Annotated in this window: 18 protein-coding genes and 1 pseudogene; 13 read left to right on the top strand and 6 right to left on the bottom strand. The window is 66.3% G+C overall.

The window, feature by feature from the left end; all coding sequences use genetic code 11:
* From VN047_RS17015 to VN047_RS17005, 3 genes are all read left to right on the top strand, one after another.
* Positions 1 to 203 (top strand): hypothetical protein (locus tag VN047_RS17015; RefSeq protein ID WP_325544737.1); only part of this gene is annotated, 203 nt, incomplete at its 5' end.
* A gap of 89 nt (positions 204 to 292) precedes the next feature.
* Positions 293 to 712, top strand: coding sequence for a peptide-methionine (R)-S-oxide reductase MsrB (gene msrB / locus VN047_RS17010; RefSeq protein ID WP_325544735.1), 420 nt, complete (start codon positions 293 to 295; stop codon positions 710 to 712).
* Positions 713 to 767: 55 nt separating this feature from the next.
* Complete coding sequence (locus tag VN047_RS17005; protein ID WP_414712728.1) at positions 768 to 2,948, top strand: transglycosylase domain-containing protein; 2,181 nt, start codon at positions 768 to 770, stop codon at positions 2,946 to 2,948.
* Between the two features lie 92 nt (positions 2,949 to 3,040).
* Here the strand turns inward: VN047_RS17005 and VN047_RS17000 are convergent, their stop codons facing one another.
* From VN047_RS17000 to VN047_RS16990, 3 genes are read right to left on the bottom strand one after another with little or no spacing between them, the layout of a single operon-like run.
* On the bottom strand, positions 3,041 to 3,769 hold the full coding sequence (locus VN047_RS17000; protein WP_325544733.1) for a SprT family zinc-dependent metalloprotease: 729 nt from the start codon (positions 3,767 to 3,769) through the stop codon (positions 3,041 to 3,043).
* Complete coding sequence (locus VN047_RS16995; RefSeq protein ID WP_325544731.1) at positions 3,750 to 4,199, bottom strand: YcgN family cysteine cluster protein; 450 nt, start codon at positions 4,197 to 4,199, stop codon at positions 3,750 to 3,752. The genes VN047_RS17000 and VN047_RS16995 overlap by 20 nt, the downstream gene beginning before the upstream one ends.
* Complete coding sequence (locus tag VN047_RS16990; protein WP_325544729.1) at positions 4,199 to 4,843, bottom strand: SCO family protein; 645 nt, start codon at positions 4,841 to 4,843, stop codon at positions 4,199 to 4,201. Before VN047_RS16990 ends, VN047_RS16995 begins: the two co-directional genes overlap by 1 nt.
* An 87-nt stretch (positions 4,844 to 4,930) precedes the next feature.
* Here VN047_RS16990 and VN047_RS16985 point away from each other — a divergent pair, with 87 nt between their 5' ends.
* The 4 genes from VN047_RS16985 to VN047_RS16970 are packed head-to-tail and all read left to right on the top strand — an operon-like array spanning position 4,931 to position 7,978.
* Positions 4,931 to 5,551, top strand: a complete 621-nt coding sequence (locus tag VN047_RS16985; RefSeq protein ID WP_325544727.1) for an ankyrin repeat domain-containing protein — start codon at positions 4,931 to 4,933, stop codon at positions 5,549 to 5,551.
* Positions 5,552 to 5,608: 57 nt separating this feature from the next.
* On the top strand, positions 5,609 to 6,886 hold the full coding sequence (gene ribB / locus VN047_RS16980; RefSeq protein WP_325544725.1) for a 3,4-dihydroxy-2-butanone-4-phosphate synthase: 1,278 nt from the start codon (positions 5,609 to 5,611) through the stop codon (positions 6,884 to 6,886).
* The gene (gene ribH, locus VN047_RS16975; protein ID WP_093509947.1) at positions 6,886 to 7,311 is read left to right on the top strand and encodes a 6,7-dimethyl-8-ribityllumazine synthase; all 426 of its coding nucleotides are present in this window, start codon (positions 6,886 to 6,888) and stop codon (positions 7,309 to 7,311) included. The genes ribB and ribH overlap by 1 nt, the downstream gene beginning before the upstream one ends.
* A complete protein-coding gene (locus tag VN047_RS16970; RefSeq protein WP_325544722.1) occupies positions 7,304 to 7,978 on the top strand; it encodes a hypothetical protein in 675 nt (224 codons plus the stop codon). Before ribH ends, VN047_RS16970 begins: the two co-directional genes overlap by 8 nt.
* A gap of 42 nt (positions 7,979 to 8,020) precedes the next feature.
* Here the strand turns inward: VN047_RS16970 and VN047_RS16965 are convergent, their stop codons facing one another.
* Positions 8,021 to 9,106 (bottom strand): alkene reductase, encoded by a 1,086-nt coding sequence (locus VN047_RS16965; RefSeq protein ID WP_325544720.1) that lies wholly within the window; start codon positions 9,104 to 9,106, stop codon positions 8,021 to 8,023.
* A gap of 126 nt (positions 9,107 to 9,232) precedes the next feature.
* Here VN047_RS16965 and VN047_RS16960 point away from each other — a divergent pair, with 126 nt between their 5' ends.
* Genes VN047_RS16960 through VN047_RS16935 form a run of 6 tightly spaced genes read left to right on the top strand, consistent with a single transcriptional unit; the run spans position 9,233 to position 14,040 of the window.
* Positions 9,233 to 10,144 (top strand): DMT family transporter, encoded by a 912-nt coding sequence (locus VN047_RS16960; protein ID WP_325544718.1) that lies wholly within the window; start codon positions 9,233 to 9,235, stop codon positions 10,142 to 10,144.
* A 5-nt stretch (positions 10,145 to 10,149) separates the two neighbouring features.
* Entirely contained in the window at positions 10,150 to 10,815 is a 666-nt protein-coding gene (locus VN047_RS16955; RefSeq protein WP_325544716.1) for a COQ9 family protein, read from the top strand.
* 54 nt (positions 10,816 to 10,869) lie between these two features.
* Positions 10,870 to 11,118, top strand: a complete 249-nt coding sequence (locus tag VN047_RS16950) for a FeoA family protein (protein WP_325544714.1) — start codon at positions 10,870 to 10,872, stop codon at positions 11,116 to 11,118.
* A complete protein-coding gene (feoB, locus tag VN047_RS16945; protein ID WP_325544712.1) occupies positions 11,115 to 12,977 on the top strand; it encodes a ferrous iron transporter B in 1,863 nt (620 codons plus the stop codon). The genes VN047_RS16950 and feoB overlap by 4 nt, the downstream gene beginning before the upstream one ends.
* A gap of 33 nt (positions 12,978 to 13,010) precedes the next feature.
* Entirely contained in the window at positions 13,011 to 13,556 is a 546-nt protein-coding gene (ssb, locus tag VN047_RS16940) for a single-stranded DNA-binding protein (protein ID WP_325544710.1), read from the top strand.
* Positions 13,557 to 13,572: 16 nt separating this feature from the next.
* The gene (locus VN047_RS16935) at positions 13,573 to 14,040 is read left to right on the top strand and encodes an MmcB family DNA repair protein (RefSeq protein ID WP_325544708.1); all 468 of its coding nucleotides are present in this window, start codon (positions 13,573 to 13,575) and stop codon (positions 14,038 to 14,040) included.
* Here VN047_RS16935 and VN047_RS16930 read toward each other — a convergent pair.
* Both VN047_RS16930 and VN047_RS16925 read right to left on the bottom strand, forming a co-directional pair.
* Positions 14,037 to 14,666 carry a riboflavin synthase gene (locus VN047_RS16930; protein ID WP_325544706.1) on the bottom strand — a complete coding sequence of 210 codons (630 nt, stop codon included), beginning with the start codon at positions 14,664 to 14,666 and terminating at the stop codon, positions 14,037 to 14,039. The genes VN047_RS16935 and VN047_RS16930 overlap by 4 nt on opposite strands.
* A gap of 8 nt (positions 14,667 to 14,674) precedes the next feature.
* Positions 14,675 to 14,876: pseudogene (locus VN047_RS16925) on the bottom strand (riboflavin biosynthesis protein RibD); the annotation flags it as partial.

The raw sequence follows: 14,876 nt of genomic DNA, 5'->3' as shown, positions 1-14,876 counted from the left end.
CGTGGCGTCGCGGCGGCGCGGGTGCCGCGCCGGCTTTCCAGCACAGGCTCGCGGGGCGGATGACGCGCCCTTTCGCTATCGCGAACGCGATATGGCGCGCGGGTGAGACCCCCCGCACGGCAGGAGTCATGACGGGGATGGCATCGCTTTTCCCGCCGCTGGTTCGCATGATGTCGCGCGCGACGCGGATCCACCCCGGCTGATCGCCGCCCCCTTGCAGCGATGCGCCGCCGGGCCGATATTATGACCAGCAGCGATGCGCCGGAAACCGGCCCATCCGTAGGAGGCAGTCATGACCGATCCGAAGACCGAAAAGACGCTCGACAAGCAGCTGGACCCGATGGCGCACCATGTGCTGCGCGAAGGCGGCACCGAGCGGGCGTTCACGGGCAAATACACCGACCACAAGGGCGACGGCGTCTATCGCTGCGCCGGGTGCGGTGAACCGCTATTCGACAGCCGAACCAAATATGACAGCGGGTCGGGCTGGCCGAGCTATACCGCGCCCGCCGGCGACACCGCGGTCAGCGAACTGCGCGACACCAGCCACGGCATGGTCCGCACCGAAGTGCGCTGCGCGAAGTGCGAAGGCCACCTTGGGCACGTCTTCCCCGACGGCCCCGGACCGACGGGTCTGCGTTATTGCATCAACAGCGCGGCGCTTGACTTCGAAGGGCGCGGGCAGGATGAGGCGCAGACCGGCAACGGCTGAACCCAGCTGCGCCGACTGACGCATCAGGGGCGCAGTGAGGGAAGGAAAACGGGCTTTGCGCCGCGAAAGACAGCAAGCTTCGTCGAATAAATCGTCATCGTCCAGCAAACGCAACAGCACGCCCGGCGGCGGGTCGCCGCGCTGGCGGCTGTGGCTCGGCCGGGCCGTCCGCTGGGGGCTTGGCCTTGCAGTCGTCGGCCTTGTCGCGCTTGCGGTCGCAGTCGGGATCGCGGTGCAGCGAATGCCCAGCTTCGAGGAGCTCAAGAAATCGCCGGCGGGGCAGACGATCCGCGTTCGCGCCGCCGACGGCACTGTCTTCCTGTCGCTCGGCCCCAATTACGGCCGCTGGCTGAGTCTGCGCGAAACGCCGCAGGTAATGCAGGACGCGATGGTCGCGGTCGAGGACCGGCGCTTTCGCTATCACCCCGGGCTCGACCCCGTCGGGATGGCGCGCGCCGCGATCGTGGCGGTCCAGAACCGCGGCAGCGGGCGGCGCCTGCAGGGCGCATCGACGATCACGCAGCAGCTCGCCCGCAATATCTTTCTGTCGAACAGCTATGATTTCAAGCGCAAGGCGCGCGAGATGATCCTCGCGCTCGCGCTCGAATGGAAATTCTCGAAGGACCAGATCCTCGAGCTTTACCTGAACAAGGTATATTTCGGCGGCGGCAGCTATGGCATCGACGCCGCGTCGAACAGTTTCTTCGGCCATAGCGCGACCGAAATGTCGCTATCCGAAGCCGCCGTGGTCGCGGGACTGGTGAAAGCCCCATCGCGCTATTCGCCCACCGCCGATGCACAGGCCGCATTGGGCCGCGCCGGTGTGGTGCTGAGCGTGATGGTCGATGCCGGGGTCATCACGCAGGCGCAGGCCGACAGCGCCGAGCCCGCCAATGTCCAGCTCGCCAAGGAAACCGGACAGAACAGCGCGCGCTATTTCAGCGATTGGGCGCTGCCGCAGCTCGACATGCTGATCGACGAGGGTAGCGAGGCGCTCGACGTCTACACCACGATCGATCTTGGCATGCAGCGCGCCGCGACTGCGTCGATCCAGGCGAACACCCCGCGCGGGGTGCAGGGCGCGCTTGTGTCGCTCGACCGCGACGGCGCGGTGCGCGCGATGGTCGGCGGCACAGACTATGTCGCTTCCAATTATAACCGCGCGACACAAGCGCTGCGCCAGCCGGGATCGGCGTGGAAATTGTTCGTCTATATGGCCGCGCTCGAGGCAGGATATAAGGTGAATGACGCGGTCGTCGACGAACCGGTGACGATCAACGGCTGGAGCCCGCGTAACTCGTCGGGACGCTTCTCCGGCACGATGGATCTGCGCAGCGCCTTTGCCTATTCGGTCAATACCGTCGCGGCGAAGCTGGGCGACGAAGTCGGCTTTTCCTCTGTCGCCAACATGGCGCGCCGGTTCGGGATCACGACGCCGGTCAACACCCATCCGTCGATGGTGCTGGGCAGCGCCGAGGTCCGCGTAATCGACATGACTGCCGCCTTTGCTGCGGTCTCGCGTGGCGGCGTGTCGGTCCAGCCCTATGGCATCACCAAGGTGACGACGGCGAGCGGCGGGCTGCTCTATCAGCGCCCCGCCGAGCGCGGGCAGACGCTCGTCGACCATTGGGTCGCCGCGGGGATCACCGACCTGCTCCAGACCGCGGTCAACACCGGCACCGGCAAGGCGGCGCAGATCGGCCGCCCGGTCGCGGGCAAGACGGGGACGACATCGAGCAACAAGGACGGCTGGTTCCTCGGCTTTTCCAGCGGAATCACCACGGGCGTCTGGATGGGCCGCGACGATGCCAAGCCGGTCGGAGGTCTGCAGGGTGGCCGCGCGCCGGCAAAGGCCTTTGCCGACTATATGCGCGTCGCGGTCGCGCGCCGGCCCGTTGAGCAGTTCGACACCCAGGTCGTGCTGCCCGAATGGCAACTCGAGGATGAGGGCGAAGCCTATATGGGCGAGCCGGGCGAAGGCGGGCTGGTTGACGAGAATGGCATGCCGATCGAGCTGCCTGCACCCGCGCCGGTCCCCGACGCCGACGCGCCGCCGCCGCAGCAGCAGCAGGAGGATGGTCCGGTACTGAACCAGCAATGGATCGAGGAACAGACCGGCCGCCGGCCGCCCCCCACCAACGGCAGCACACCCAAGACCGGCGTGGCGCCGACGCCGAAGGCTCCCCCGCCTGCCACGAAGAATACGCCGCCGCGCCCCGGCGAGGGCATTTACTGATGGCGGAATAAATTTCCGCTGATCTGAAAAGGTTCTTCGCGGAGGCGGGAGCCTGCCGGTTCCATTTCGGACCGCCCGGCAATCCGTCAAGCTCAGGCGAAGCGATAACGGTGGAGCCCGCGTCCTTCGCGGCGCAGCCAGCCACGCGCTGCGGCGACGTCACCATCGTGCAACTCGTCGACCAGCGCGTGAAAGGCGGGGCCATGGTCCATATGCCGCAAATGCGCGACCTCGTGCGCCACCGTCGCGCGGCGAACATGATCGGGCGCCATCACCAGCCGCCAGCTGTAGCGAAGATCGCCATCATGCGTGCAACTGCCCCAGCGGCTGCGCGGGTCACCAACCCCGACCCGGCCGACGGACAGGCCCGCCGCCGCCGCGATTTCGCGGCTCTCGCGCTCCACCAGGTCGAGCGCCTGCCCCTTCAGCCAGCGTTCGATGCGGCGCCCCACGGTTTCCGGCGGGCCGCCGACGCTTAGGCTATCGTCATCGAGGCGGATCGCGCGCGGCGCCGTGGGCGCCCAGTCGATCCGAAAATCGATGCCGCGGAACGGTACCGACGCCCCCGGGCCGACAAGTACCGGCAGCAACGCCTTGCCGACCTGTTCGACCAGCCACGCCTGTTGCTCGCCCGCCCATTTGAGCGCGGCGCGCTCGCTGGCGCGGCGCGGGACCGTCAGCCGGAGCTCGCCGCGCGCGGCATCGAAAACGAGGCGGTAACGGCGCGATTGAGCATGGCGCACGACGCGCACCGGCCAGGCGTCATCGCCGACCCGGATGTGCGGGCCGTCGGGCGCGAAGTCAGACGATGCGTTCGACAAGATGATTCTCGAGCGGCCCGGCGACCTCCTCGCCAACCGTCCAGCCGACGATCGATTCGCCGGCGCGATGCACCGCGGTCCGGTCCCCGCAAACCAGATAGTGCCATTCGGGTAAGGGTTCGCCCTCGGCGCGCAGGCGATAGGCGCAGGTCTGCGGCAACCACTCTATATCGGCGACCTTCGCTTTCGTCAGCGTCAGGCAGTCGGGGACATGGCGGCGGCGGTGCTTATAGTCGCCGCAGCGCGCGGTTTCGAGGTCGAGCAGCCGGCACGCGACATTGGTCGGATAGATGCGGCCGGTATCCTCATCCTCCAGCTTGTGAAGACAGCATTTTCCGCACCCGTCGCACAGGGCTTCCCACTGGCCGGCGTCGAGGCTGGCGAGCGGCGCTTCCCAGAAGGGGCGCTCCGATGTCGCCCCCGCCGCCATCACTTCACCCATTTCGCCAGTTCGGCGGCGACCTTGTCCGGCGCGCCCTCGTCGGGATCGGTCGACGGATCGTCGAGCGGAAGCAGCGCGAGCGGCTTGCCTTCGGGATCCATCAGGAAAGCAAGCTGGCTGTGCGCCATCAGATAGCGGTCGGGCGCCGAGCCGGGCACCTTGTTGTAGGTGACGACATAGGCCTTCGCCACCGCGGCGATCTGTTCGGGGGTGCCGGTTAGGCCGAGCAGGCGCGGATGATATCGCGCGACGAAGGGCTTCAGCGCTTCGGGCGTGTCGCGCGCGGGATCGACGGTGATGAAGATCGGGGCGATCTTCGCGCCGCGCGCCGCGTCGTTCTTTTCGAACTGCGACAGACCGCGCATCAGCTTTTGCAGATCGACCGGGCAGATGTCGGGGCAGAAGCTGTAACCGAAATAGACGAGGCGATATTTGCCCGCGAAATCGGTATCGCGGACGGTCTTGCCGCTCTGATCGGTGAGCGTGAAGGCGCCGCCGATTCGCGCGCCTTCGAGCGGCGGTTTTGCGGGAGCGGAGTCCGCGGCGCCGTTGCATCCGGCCAGCGCCGCACCAAAAGCGAGGATCAGGCTTGCGCGGACAAGCTTTTGTCCCATATCTGCGATATTCATCATGCGGCCAGCCTTGGTCGGCTGGCCGCCGAAAATCAACCATTGTCGTTGCGCGAGCGGCGGACAAATTGCCCCAGGGGTCGCCCGATCATGTTCCGACGCGTGGAATTTCGCCTCGCTTCTTTCCTTCTGGTCCTGTCAGCGGCGCTCGGTCTCGTCCACGCGCCCGCGCAGGCCCAGTTCCGCGGCGGCTACGCCTTTCTGCAGGCGGTCGACAGCCGCGACGGGAACAAGGCGACTGACGCGCTGAAGGGCGATCCGTCGCTGATCAACACGCGGCATCCCGATAATGGCGAAACCGCGCTCGCCATCGTCACCAAGCGTCGCGATATCACCTGGGTTCGTTTCCTGCTCAGCAAGGATGCCGATCCGTCGATCGCCGACCGGCAGGGCGTAACCCCGTTGATGCACGCGGCGCTGCTCAATTTCGCCGACGGCGCGCAGACATTGCTCGATGGCAAGGCGCCCGTCGACCAGGTCAACCGGCGCGGCGAAACCGCCCTGATCCTCGCGGTTCAGTCGAAGAACATCGCGATGGTTCGTCTGCTCGTTCGTAGCGGCGCCAATCCCGACAAGGCTGACCATGTCGCCGGCATGTCGGCGCGTGACTATGCCAAACGCGATGACCGGACAGGTCAGATCGTCGCGATTCTCGATACCAAGGCTGACGCGCCGACGCGCGAATTCGGACCGAGCATCGGGCCCAATTGATCATCGAGATGTGATAATTGCATTGACGATCACATTATAGTGTGAGACATGCGTGTCATGTCACCACAACTCATCGATCGTATCCGCGCCATCGTCACCGACGGCACCATGTCACGCTCGGGCCTCGCCCGCGCGGCGGGTCTCCATGCCAACAGCCTGCGCGATCTCGATTCGCCCGGCTGGAACCCGACCGCCGACACCCTGCGCAAGCTCGAGAACTGGCTCGCGACCGGCAGCGACCTGTCGCCGATGGCCAGCCCCGAGGAAATCATCGCCGAGGCACGCAACGGCCGCATGTTCATCCTTGTCGACGACGAGGACCGCGAAAATGAAGGCGACCTCGTCATTCCGGCGCAGATGGCGACTCCCGACGCGATCAACTTCATGGCGACCCACGGTCGCGGCCTGATCTGCCTGACGCTCACGAAGACACGCGTCGATACGCTGGGGCTCGAATTGATGAGCCGCCAGAACGGGACGCGGCACGAAACCGCCTTCACCACCTCGATCGAGGCGCGCGAAGGCGTGACCACGGGCATTTCGGCGGGCGATCGCGCGCGCACCGTCGCGGTCGCGATCGACGCCGGCAAGACCCGCGACGACATCGTCACCCCCGGTCATATCTTTCCGTTGATTGCGCGCGACGGCGGCGTGCTGGTGCGCGCCGGCCATACCGAGGCGTCGGTCGATATCGCCCGGCTCGCGGGGCTCAATCCCTCGGGCGTGATCTGTGAGATCATGAACGACGACGGCACGATGGCGCGGCTTGACGACCTCGTCCCCTTTGCGCGGCGCCACGGGTTGAAGATCGGCACGATCGCCGACCTGATCGCCTATCGCAACCGCAGCGACCGCTTGGTCGAATGCGTGTCCGACGATCCGTTCGAATCGGATTATGGCGGCGACTGGCGGCTGAAATCCTATCGCAACAAGATCGACGGCACGGTCAACCTGGTGCTTCAGAAAGGTCCCGTCGATCCCGAGGGCGTCACGCTGGTGCGCATGCACGCCGTGTCGATCTTCGACGACATCATGGGCCGGCCGGGACCGAAGAAGCGCCGCCTGCAGCGGTCGATGGATGCGATCGGCGAGGCGGGCGCCGGCGTGATCGTGATGCTGATGCGTCCGCTGCCAGGATCGGCCGATGCCGACGCGATCCCGCCCGCGAACGGTGGCATGGACCTGCGTACCTATGGCATCGGCGCGCAGATTCTTGCCGATCTTGGCGTCCATGCGATGGAACTGCTCACACCCACCCACAGCAATATCGTCGGTCTCGAAGGCTATGGCCTGTCGGTCGTCGGCGAACGCCCCATTCCCGGAGAAGCCGCATAATGGCACATGTCCTGATCGTCGAAGCCCGCTTCTATTCGCATCTCAACGACATGCTGCTGGATGGTGTGCGCAGCGCGCTCGAAGCCGAAGGCCATAGCCACGACACGGTGACCGTTCCCGGCGCATTGGAGGTGCCCGCGGCGATCTCGCTCGCCGCCGACAGCGGGCGGTACGACGCCTATGTCGCATTGGGCGTCGTGATCCGCGGCGAGACCTATCATTTCGAGGTGGTGTCGAACGAAAGCGCGCGCGGGATCATGGCGCTGACGCTTGACGGTCTCGCGATCGGCAACGGCATCCTTACCGTAGAGAATGAAGAACAGGCGCTTGCGCGCGCCGACAAGACGCGCAAGGATAAGGGCGGCGAAGCGGCAAAGGCCGCGCTCGCAATGCTGGCCCTCAAGGAGCAGTTCGGTATTGGTTGATCGTCCGCCTCCCAGCCGCTTTTCCGTCGTCGAACGCGGCGGGCGACTGGTGGTGATCGACAGGGAAACCGGCCAGACGCCGCTGAGCGCGGCCGAGCGCATGGACCTTCACGATCGGAAACTGGGCGTCGAACCGATCCGGCCCGCGCGGGCGGGCCGGGCGGGCCCCCCCGATATGTTGCCTGCTACGCGCGCCGAATCGGGACCGAACGCCGACCCGGCGCCGGTGCAGCAGGCACCCGTGGTTGCTGTGGCAGCGTCCGGCAGCGGGAAGGACCGCTTGGCGGCCGCGATCGCCGAACGCAACAAAAGGCCGTGGAGCTCGCGATCGGGTGGCAGGCCGGCGCTGACATCCGATCCGGCCCCCGCTCGGGCTGTGGGCCGCCCGGCACCGCAAGCCGGCGGTACGCGCAGGAAGATCGTCACCGGCAAATGGTGGGATAGCAAGGGGCCGCGCACGATAGAGCTGGGGGTCAAGGGCCAGCAGGTGCTCAGCAGCGGCTTTGCCACCCTGTTTGTCGTCGTAATGGTCGCGGCGATTGTCGCACTTTTCCTTGCGCCGGTGCTGCTGTTCGCGGCCGCCTTTCTGCTCTTCCGTTTCGGCGCCAAGGTTCTTGGCCCCATCGGCGCCGGCCTCATCGACAAGGCGCTCGCGGAAAAGGGATAGCGGCCCCCCCCATGGCACCCATGGGGAGGATCGGCCAGCGCGTTACGCCGTCACCAGCGCCGGATAGTCGGTATAGCCTTCGCGCCCCGGCGAATACCAGGTCTGCGGATTGTCGGCCGCCCATTCGGCCCCGCTCCGGATGCGTCCGACCAGATCGGGGTTGCCGATGAACGGACGGCCAAAGGCGATCGCGTCGGCCGCGCCGCTCGCAAGCGCTTCCTCGGCGAGCGCAACATCATAGTCGCTATTGAGGATCAGCGGGCCCTTGAAGGCTCGGCGGATTGCGGGCGACTGCTTCGGCACATCGGTTCGCCCGAAGGTTCCTCCGGGCCCGGGTTCGCGCAGTTCGAGGAAGGCGATGCCGAGCGTGTCGAGCGCGGCCGCGGCGGCAGGGAACAGCTTTTCGGGCGCGCTGTCGTCGACACCCTGCGTCTCGCCATTGGGCGACAGGCGTACTGCGACGCGATCCTTGCCCCAGACGCCGATCAGGGCCTCGCTTACCTCGCGGAGCAGGCGGATGCGATTTTCGACCGAACCGCCATAATCGTCGTCGCGCAGATTGCTGTTGTCGCGCAGGAACTGGTCGATCAGATAGCCGTTGGCGGCGTGCAGTTGAACGCCGTCGAAACCGGCACGCTTCGCATTTTCAGCGGCTTTGACATAATCGGCAATGACGCGTGGGATTTCGCCGGGCTCGAGCGGACGTGCGACCTCATATTCGAAGCGGCCGACCGGCGTGTGTGCCTTGCCGGGCGCCTGCGTCGCCGAAGCCGAAACCGGAGGCTTGCCATCGTTGAACACCGAATGGACGATGCGGCCCATGTGCCAGAGCTGTGCGACGATGCGACCGCCTGCGGTATGCACCGCTTCGGTTACCGGCTTCCAGCCTTCGACCTGCGCATCGGTCCACAGCCCCGGTGCGTTCGGCCAGCCGAGACCTTCCTGCGAAATGCCTGTCGCTTCGGAGATAATAAGCCCCGCCGAGGCGCGCTGGCGATAATAGTCGCGCGCGAGCTCGTTTGGCACGAAACCCGGGCCGGCCCGGCCGCGGGTCAGCGGCGCCATGATAATGCGGTTGGGCGCCGCGATGGCACCCAGTGAAATCGGATCGAACAGTGATGCGGCCATATTTCCTCCACGCCTCGTTTTTTGCGTTTCATTTTTTGGTGGCGGCCCCGATGGTCGCCGCTATGGCCCGCGAAGCTATGGACGCCCCGGCGCCAAGGCAATGGTGAGTAGCAAAAGAAAATCTAAATGACGGCGAAGAAGGAAGGCATCGACGACGCGCGAGCCGCCCCGACGGGTACCGGCCGTTGGGCCTTCGCAGCGCTGCTCGCGGGGAATATCGCGCTGTCGCTCGGCGCGACGCTGGTGCGGCTCGCCGACACCGGGCCGACCGCGTCGGCCTTCTGGCGCATATTGCTCGCGCTCCCGCTGCTCTTGCTGTTCGGTTGGCGCGAAAGCGGAGGGCAGCTGCCATCGCGCCCTGCGATGGGGATTGCCGTCATGGCGGGCATCTTCTTCGCGATCGATCTCGCGACCTGGCATATAGGCATCCTGCACACCAAGGTCGCGAACGCGACATTGTTCGGCAATTGCGCCAGCCTGCTCCTCATCTTGTGGGGGGTGTTTCTCACGCGCTCGCTGCCGCGCGGCTGGCAAGCCATCGCGGTACTGCTGGCGTTCGCGGGCTCGGCGCTTCTGATGGGGCAAAGCTACGAAATGTCGAGCGATTATCTGCTCGGCGATTTGCTGAGCTTGCTCGCCGGCTTTTTCTATACCTGTTACGTCATATTGATGCAGCGCGTGCGCGGCGCGATGGCGCCGTGGACCGCACTCGGCATCGCATCGGTCGTCTGTGTGCCGGTTCTGCTCGGTACCGCGCTCGCGCTCGGCGAGACGATCATGCCGCACAACTGGACCCCTCTGATCATATTGGCGATGACGAGCCAGGTCATCGGGCAGGGCCTGATGATCTGGTCGCTGCCGCGTTTTTCGCCGCTCGTGCTCGGCCTCACGCTGCTCATCCAGCCGGCGATCGCGGCCGCCGCGGGCTGGATGATATTCGGCGAACAGCTTGGCCCCATCGACATCCTCGGTGGCATGCTGGTCGGTGCGGCGCTTGTACTGATTAGGTTGCCGAGCCGCCGCGCGCAGCCTATCTGATCGTCATGGCCTCCATCCTTCCCGCCGACCCGACCCTCGACGAAATTCGCGCCGCGCTGGCGCCGCTGATTGCATCGTCGGCCGCGTTCGACGGCTTTGGCGCCGCCGCGCTCGAAGATGCGGCGCAGCGGGCCGCCGTCGACCCCGACGTCGCACGGCTTGCCTTCCCTGGCGGCGCGCGCGACATGGTCGACGCATGGTTCGCCGACATCGATGGGCGGATGGAACAGCGCTGGCCCGCCGAAAAGCTCGCGACGCTCAAGATTCGCGAACGCATCACGGCACTGGTCGAGGCGCGCATTGATCTGCTCGCTCCCGAGCGCGAATCGCTGCGCCGCGCGCTCGCGCTTCTCGCGCTGCCGACCAACGCGCCGCATGCCGCCAGACTCGGCTGGCGCGCCGCCGATCATATGTGGCGGCTCGCGGGCGATACCGCGACCGACTATAATCACTACAGCAAGCGCGCGATTCTCGCGGCGGTCTACGGCTCGACGATGGCCGTGTTTTTGAACGACGAGAGCGAGGGCTTCGCCGAAACGCGCGCTTTCCTCGCGCGCCGTATCGATCAGGTGATGCGTTTCGAAAGCTGGAAGCATCGTCGCGCGGCCCGCGGCATCGAGCGCCCGAGCCTCGCGCGCTTTGTCGGGCGGCTGCGCTATCCGGGACGGTAATCGGTTTCGATAAAGAACTAGCGCGAAGCGGCCGTTATTGATAATCGCTCGCAAATGACTGCTTTGCTCGACAAGTCGCCGCTCGGCGCCCGGGTGCGAATTGCCCGTATCGACTGGAATGCCATGTCCGACGACGAGGGACGGCGCTTGCGCGAATTCGGCCTGATGGAAGGGTGCGAAGTCACGCCGCTGCATCGCGGCAGCATCTTTTCGCGCGACCCGCTCGCGCTCACCGTCGGTCGCATGAAGGTGATCATCCGCGCGCGACAGGCGGCGGCGATCGAAGTGGAGCCGGCGGCATGACCGGCGCCATTCCCTCGATCGCGCTCGTCGGCAATCCGAACGCCGGCAAGTCGAGCCTGTTCAACGCATTGACCGGCGCGAGGCAGAAGATCGCCAATTATCCCGGCGTCACGGTCGAGCGGAAGGCGGGGCACGCCAGCTTTGCCGATGGCCGCCCGATCTCGCTGATCGACTTGCCCGGCACATACAGCCTGACCCCCGCCAGCCTCGACGAGGCGGTGACGCGCGACGTCGTGCTCGGCAAACAGGATGGCGAGAAGCGTCCCGACGCGATGATCGTCGTGCTCGATGCCGCGAATCTCGACAACCATCTGTGTTTCGCGCTCGAACTGCTTTCGCTGGGTCTGCCGACTGTGGTCGCGCTCAACATGGTCGACCTCGCCGAACGTGACGGGCTGACGCTCGACGCCGAACGCCTGTCGAAAGAGCTGGGCGTGCCGGTCGTGCCGACGGTTGCGGTCCGCAAGCGCGGCCTGACCGACCTGCTCGCCGCCGTCGACGGCGCGATCCGGACGCATGAGCCGCACGCCGCCGTCGGGCCCGTCAAGGCGAACGATGCCTCGCTGCACCAGCGAGCCAGGACGATCGCGCGCGCCGCGGTCGTCAGTGAAACGCCGGTACGCCGCTGGACACAGCGGGTCGACAATGTGGTGCTGCACCCCATCGCTGGACTCGCCATCTTGCTCGCGCTGATGTTCGTGATGTTTCAGGCGGTCTATGCCGCCGCCGAGGCGCCCGCCGACTTCCTCGAAGGCGGGATCGGCGTGCTGCAGCAATGGGTGATCGCCACCTTCCCCGACAATTTCCTGCGCGGGCTGGTGGTCGAGGGGCTGCTCGCGGGCGTCGGCGCGGTCGTCGTCTTCCTGCCGCAGATTCTGATTCTCTTCCTCTTCATCCTGCTTCTGGAAGCGTCGGGCTACATGACGCGCGCCGCCTTCCTGATGGACGGGCTGATGGGCAAGGTGGGGCTGTCGGGGCGCGGCTTCATCCCGCTGCTGTCGAGCTTCGCCTGCGCGGTTCCCGGCATCATGGCGACACGCGCGATCCCCGACGAAAAGGACAGGCTGACCACGATCCTGATCGCGCCGCTGATGACGTGTTCGGCGCGGCTGCCGGTCTATGCGCTGATCATCGCCGCCTTCATTCCGAATACGACGGTTGGGGGATCGCCGGTCGGGCTGCAGGGTCTGGTGCTGTTCGGACTTTATCTCGCGGGCATCGTCGGCGCACTTGTCGTCGCCTATGTCCTGCGCCGCACCGTCGCGAAGGGCAGCGCGGCGGGCTTCATGATGGAAATGCCGCGCTATCAGATGCCGCAACTGCGCGACATCGCGCTCGGCCTGTGGCAGCGCGCGTGGATCTTCCTGCGCCGCGCCGGCACCATCATCGCGATGACCACGGTCGTGCTGTGGCTGCTGCTCACCTTTCCGCAGGCGCCCGAAGGCGAGAGCCAGGTCGAATATAGCGTCGCCGGCCGCATCGCGAGCGGGCTGGAGGTGGTCGTCAAGCCGATCGGTTTCAACCATGATATCGCGCTCGCGCTGATCCCGGCGATGGCGGCGCGAGAGGTCGCGGTGTCGGCGATGGCCACAGCCAATGCCATCGACGCGGGCGACGACGAAGACGCGATGGCGCAGTCGCTCGGCGAACGGCTGCAAGGCAAATGGAGCCTCGCCACCGCGCTCGCGTTCCTCGCTTGGTTCGTTTTTGCGCCGCAGTGCATTTCGACGATTGCGATCACCCGCCGCGAGACCAACGGATGGAAATGGCCGATGTTCATGGTTGGCTATTTGTTCCTGCTCGCCTATGCCGCTGCTGGTATCACGTATTGGACGGCCGTCGCCTTCGGACTCGGCTGATCCTTCCAACTTTTTAGCGGAGCGGAGCGGCGGATGGCTGGCAGCGTCAACAAGGTAATTCTGATCGGCAATCTCGGTGCCGATCCCGAAATCAAGTCGTTCCAGAACGGCGGCAAGGTCGCGAATCTCCGCATTGCGACGTCCGAGCAGTGGAAGGACCGGATGACCGGCGAGCGCAAGGAGCGCACCGAGTGGCATCAGGTCGTGATCAACGGTGAAGGGCTGATCGGCGTCGTCGAGCGCTACCTCAAAAAGGGCTCGAAGGTTTATATCGAAGGCTCGCTGCGCACCCGCAAATGGCAGGACCGCGACGGCAACGACAAATATACGACCGAGATCGTGATCGCGGGCATGGGCGGCACGCTGACCATGCTTGACGGCGCGCCGGGCGGCGGCGGTTCGCGCGGCGGCGGCGGTGACGAGTGGAGCGGCGGTTCGTCGGGCGGTGGCTCAGGCGGCGGCTGGAACCAGGGTGGCGGCGGAAGCTCGGGCGGATCGTCGGGCGGCTTTGGCGGCGGTTCGAGCGGTGGCGGGCGTCCGCCCTTCGACGACGATCTGGACGACGACGTTCCGTTCTGAGGACGGATTCTAAGCGATGACGGATCTGATCACCGCCGCGGATGTCGCGCGCGGCGTATGCCGGCTGTTCGCGCAGGCGGGTCTGGTCGCGATCCCCGAGGTGCCGCTGCCCAACGGGCGGCGCACTGACCTTACCGCGATCGATGCCAAAGGGCAGATCACGATCGTCGAGATCAAGGTCAGTCGCGCTGACCTGCACGGCGACGGTAAATGGCCCGACTATTGCGAGTGGTGCGACCGCTTCTATTGGGCGCTCGCATCGGGGCTCGACCCCGCGATTCTCGAGACCGAGGGCTACCGCCGCGAAACGTCCGGGCTCATCGTCGCCGACCGCTATGGCGCGGCGGTCGTGCGCGAAGCCGCGAGCTGCAACCTCGCCCCCGCGCGGCGCAAGGCCGAACTGCTCAGGATCGGGCGGCTCGCCATGCGGCGGTCAATGCTGGCGGCCGACCCCGAACTCGCAGCGGGGTGGATGGAAGGTTAGGCGCCCCGCGCCTGCATCCGGGCGAGGTAGCGTGCGAGAATATCGATCTCGAGATTGACCGGCCGGCCCGCCGCTGCTTCGTCGAGCGTCGTCATCTCCTGCGTATGCGGGATGATGTTGAGCGTGAAATACGCCTCTCCATTCGGCTGGTCGATGACCTCGTTCACGGTCAGCGACACGCCATCGACGGTGATCGAGCCCTTGGGTGCGATATGCGCAGCGAGCGACGCGGGCGCCGCGACGGTGACGGCGATGCTGTCGCCGACCGGCTCCACCGATACAATTCGCCCGATGTCGTCGACATGGCCAGTGACGATATGGCCTCCGAGCTCGTCGCCGATTTTCAGCGCGCGTTCGAGATTCAACCGGCGCCCCTGATCCCACATCCCCGGCGCGGTGCGGGCGAGCGTTTCGCCACTGGCGTCGATCGCGAACCAGCCGGCCGGTCCGTTGCTGCCCGTATCGACACCCTTTTCGACGACCGTAAGGCAGGCGCCCGAGCAGGCGATCGAGGCGCCGATGTCGATGCCGTCCACATCATAGGCGGTGTCGATGACGAGCCGCGTGTCGCCGCGATCCTCGCGGCTGCGGATGATGCCGATGTCGGTGATGATGCCGGTGAACATAAGGTGCGTTATCCTTCTCTGACGCGCTCGTAGACGTCGAGCCGGTCGCTGCCAAGCGGGCGGCTGTCGGCGAGGCGCCAGCGGCCGTGCGCGTCAGCCAGACCGGCGAGGCCGATGTCGCCGAGCGCGGGTTTGCCGACGCCGATCAGGATCGGCGCGCGATACAGCAGCAGCCGGTCGACCCGGTCGGCGGCAAGGAAAGCCGACGCC

Origin of the sequence: Sphingopyxis sp., assembly GCF_035565275.1 — a bacterium.
Taxonomy (GTDB): domain Bacteria; phylum Pseudomonadota; class Alphaproteobacteria; order Sphingomonadales; family Sphingomonadaceae; genus Sphingopyxis.
The sequence above is the reverse complement of the archived record's forward strand: the minus strand, read 5'-3'. Positions and strand labels throughout refer to the sequence as shown.

What these genes read in the sequence shown, in the direction of transcription:
- msrB (WP_325544735.1), top strand. Translation starts at nt 293, where the DNA reads ATGACCGATCCGAAGACCGAAAAGACGCTCGACAAGCAGCTGGACCCG.
- VN047_RS16995 (WP_325544731.1), bottom strand. Translation starts at nt 4,199, where the DNA reads ATGGCGGCGGGGGCGACATCGGAGCGCCCCTTCTGGGAAGCGCCGCTC.
- VN047_RS16990 (WP_325544729.1), bottom strand. Translation starts at nt 4,843, where the DNA reads ATGATGAATATCGCAGATATGGGACAAAAGCTTGTCCGCGCAAGCCTG.
- VN047_RS16985 (WP_325544727.1), top strand. Translation starts at nt 4,931, where the DNA reads ATGTTCCGACGCGTGGAATTTCGCCTCGCTTCTTTCCTTCTGGTCCTG.
- ribB (WP_325544725.1), top strand. Translation starts at nt 5,609, where the DNA reads ATGTCACCACAACTCATCGATCGTATCCGCGCCATCGTCACCGACGGC.
- ribH (WP_093509947.1), top strand. Translation starts at nt 6,886, where the DNA reads ATGGCACATGTCCTGATCGTCGAAGCCCGCTTCTATTCGCATCTCAAC.
- VN047_RS16965 (WP_325544720.1), bottom strand. Translation starts at nt 9,106, where the DNA reads ATGGCCGCATCACTGTTCGATCCGATTTCACTGGGTGCCATCGCGGCG.
- VN047_RS16960 (WP_325544718.1), top strand. Translation starts at nt 9,233, where the DNA reads ATGACGGCGAAGAAGGAAGGCATCGACGACGCGCGAGCCGCCCCGACG.
- VN047_RS16955 (WP_325544716.1), top strand. Translation starts at nt 10,150, where the DNA reads ATGGCCTCCATCCTTCCCGCCGACCCGACCCTCGACGAAATTCGCGCC.
- VN047_RS16950 (WP_325544714.1), top strand. Translation starts at nt 10,870, where the DNA reads ATGACTGCTTTGCTCGACAAGTCGCCGCTCGGCGCCCGGGTGCGAATT.
- feoB (WP_325544712.1), top strand. Translation starts at nt 11,115, where the DNA reads ATGACCGGCGCCATTCCCTCGATCGCGCTCGTCGGCAATCCGAACGCC.
- ssb (WP_325544710.1), top strand. Translation starts at nt 13,011, where the DNA reads ATGGCTGGCAGCGTCAACAAGGTAATTCTGATCGGCAATCTCGGTGCC.
- VN047_RS16935 (WP_325544708.1), top strand. Translation starts at nt 13,573, where the DNA reads ATGACGGATCTGATCACCGCCGCGGATGTCGCGCGCGGCGTATGCCGG.
- VN047_RS16930 (WP_325544706.1), bottom strand. Translation starts at nt 14,666, where the DNA reads ATGTTCACCGGCATCATCACCGACATCGGCATCATCCGCAGCCGCGAG.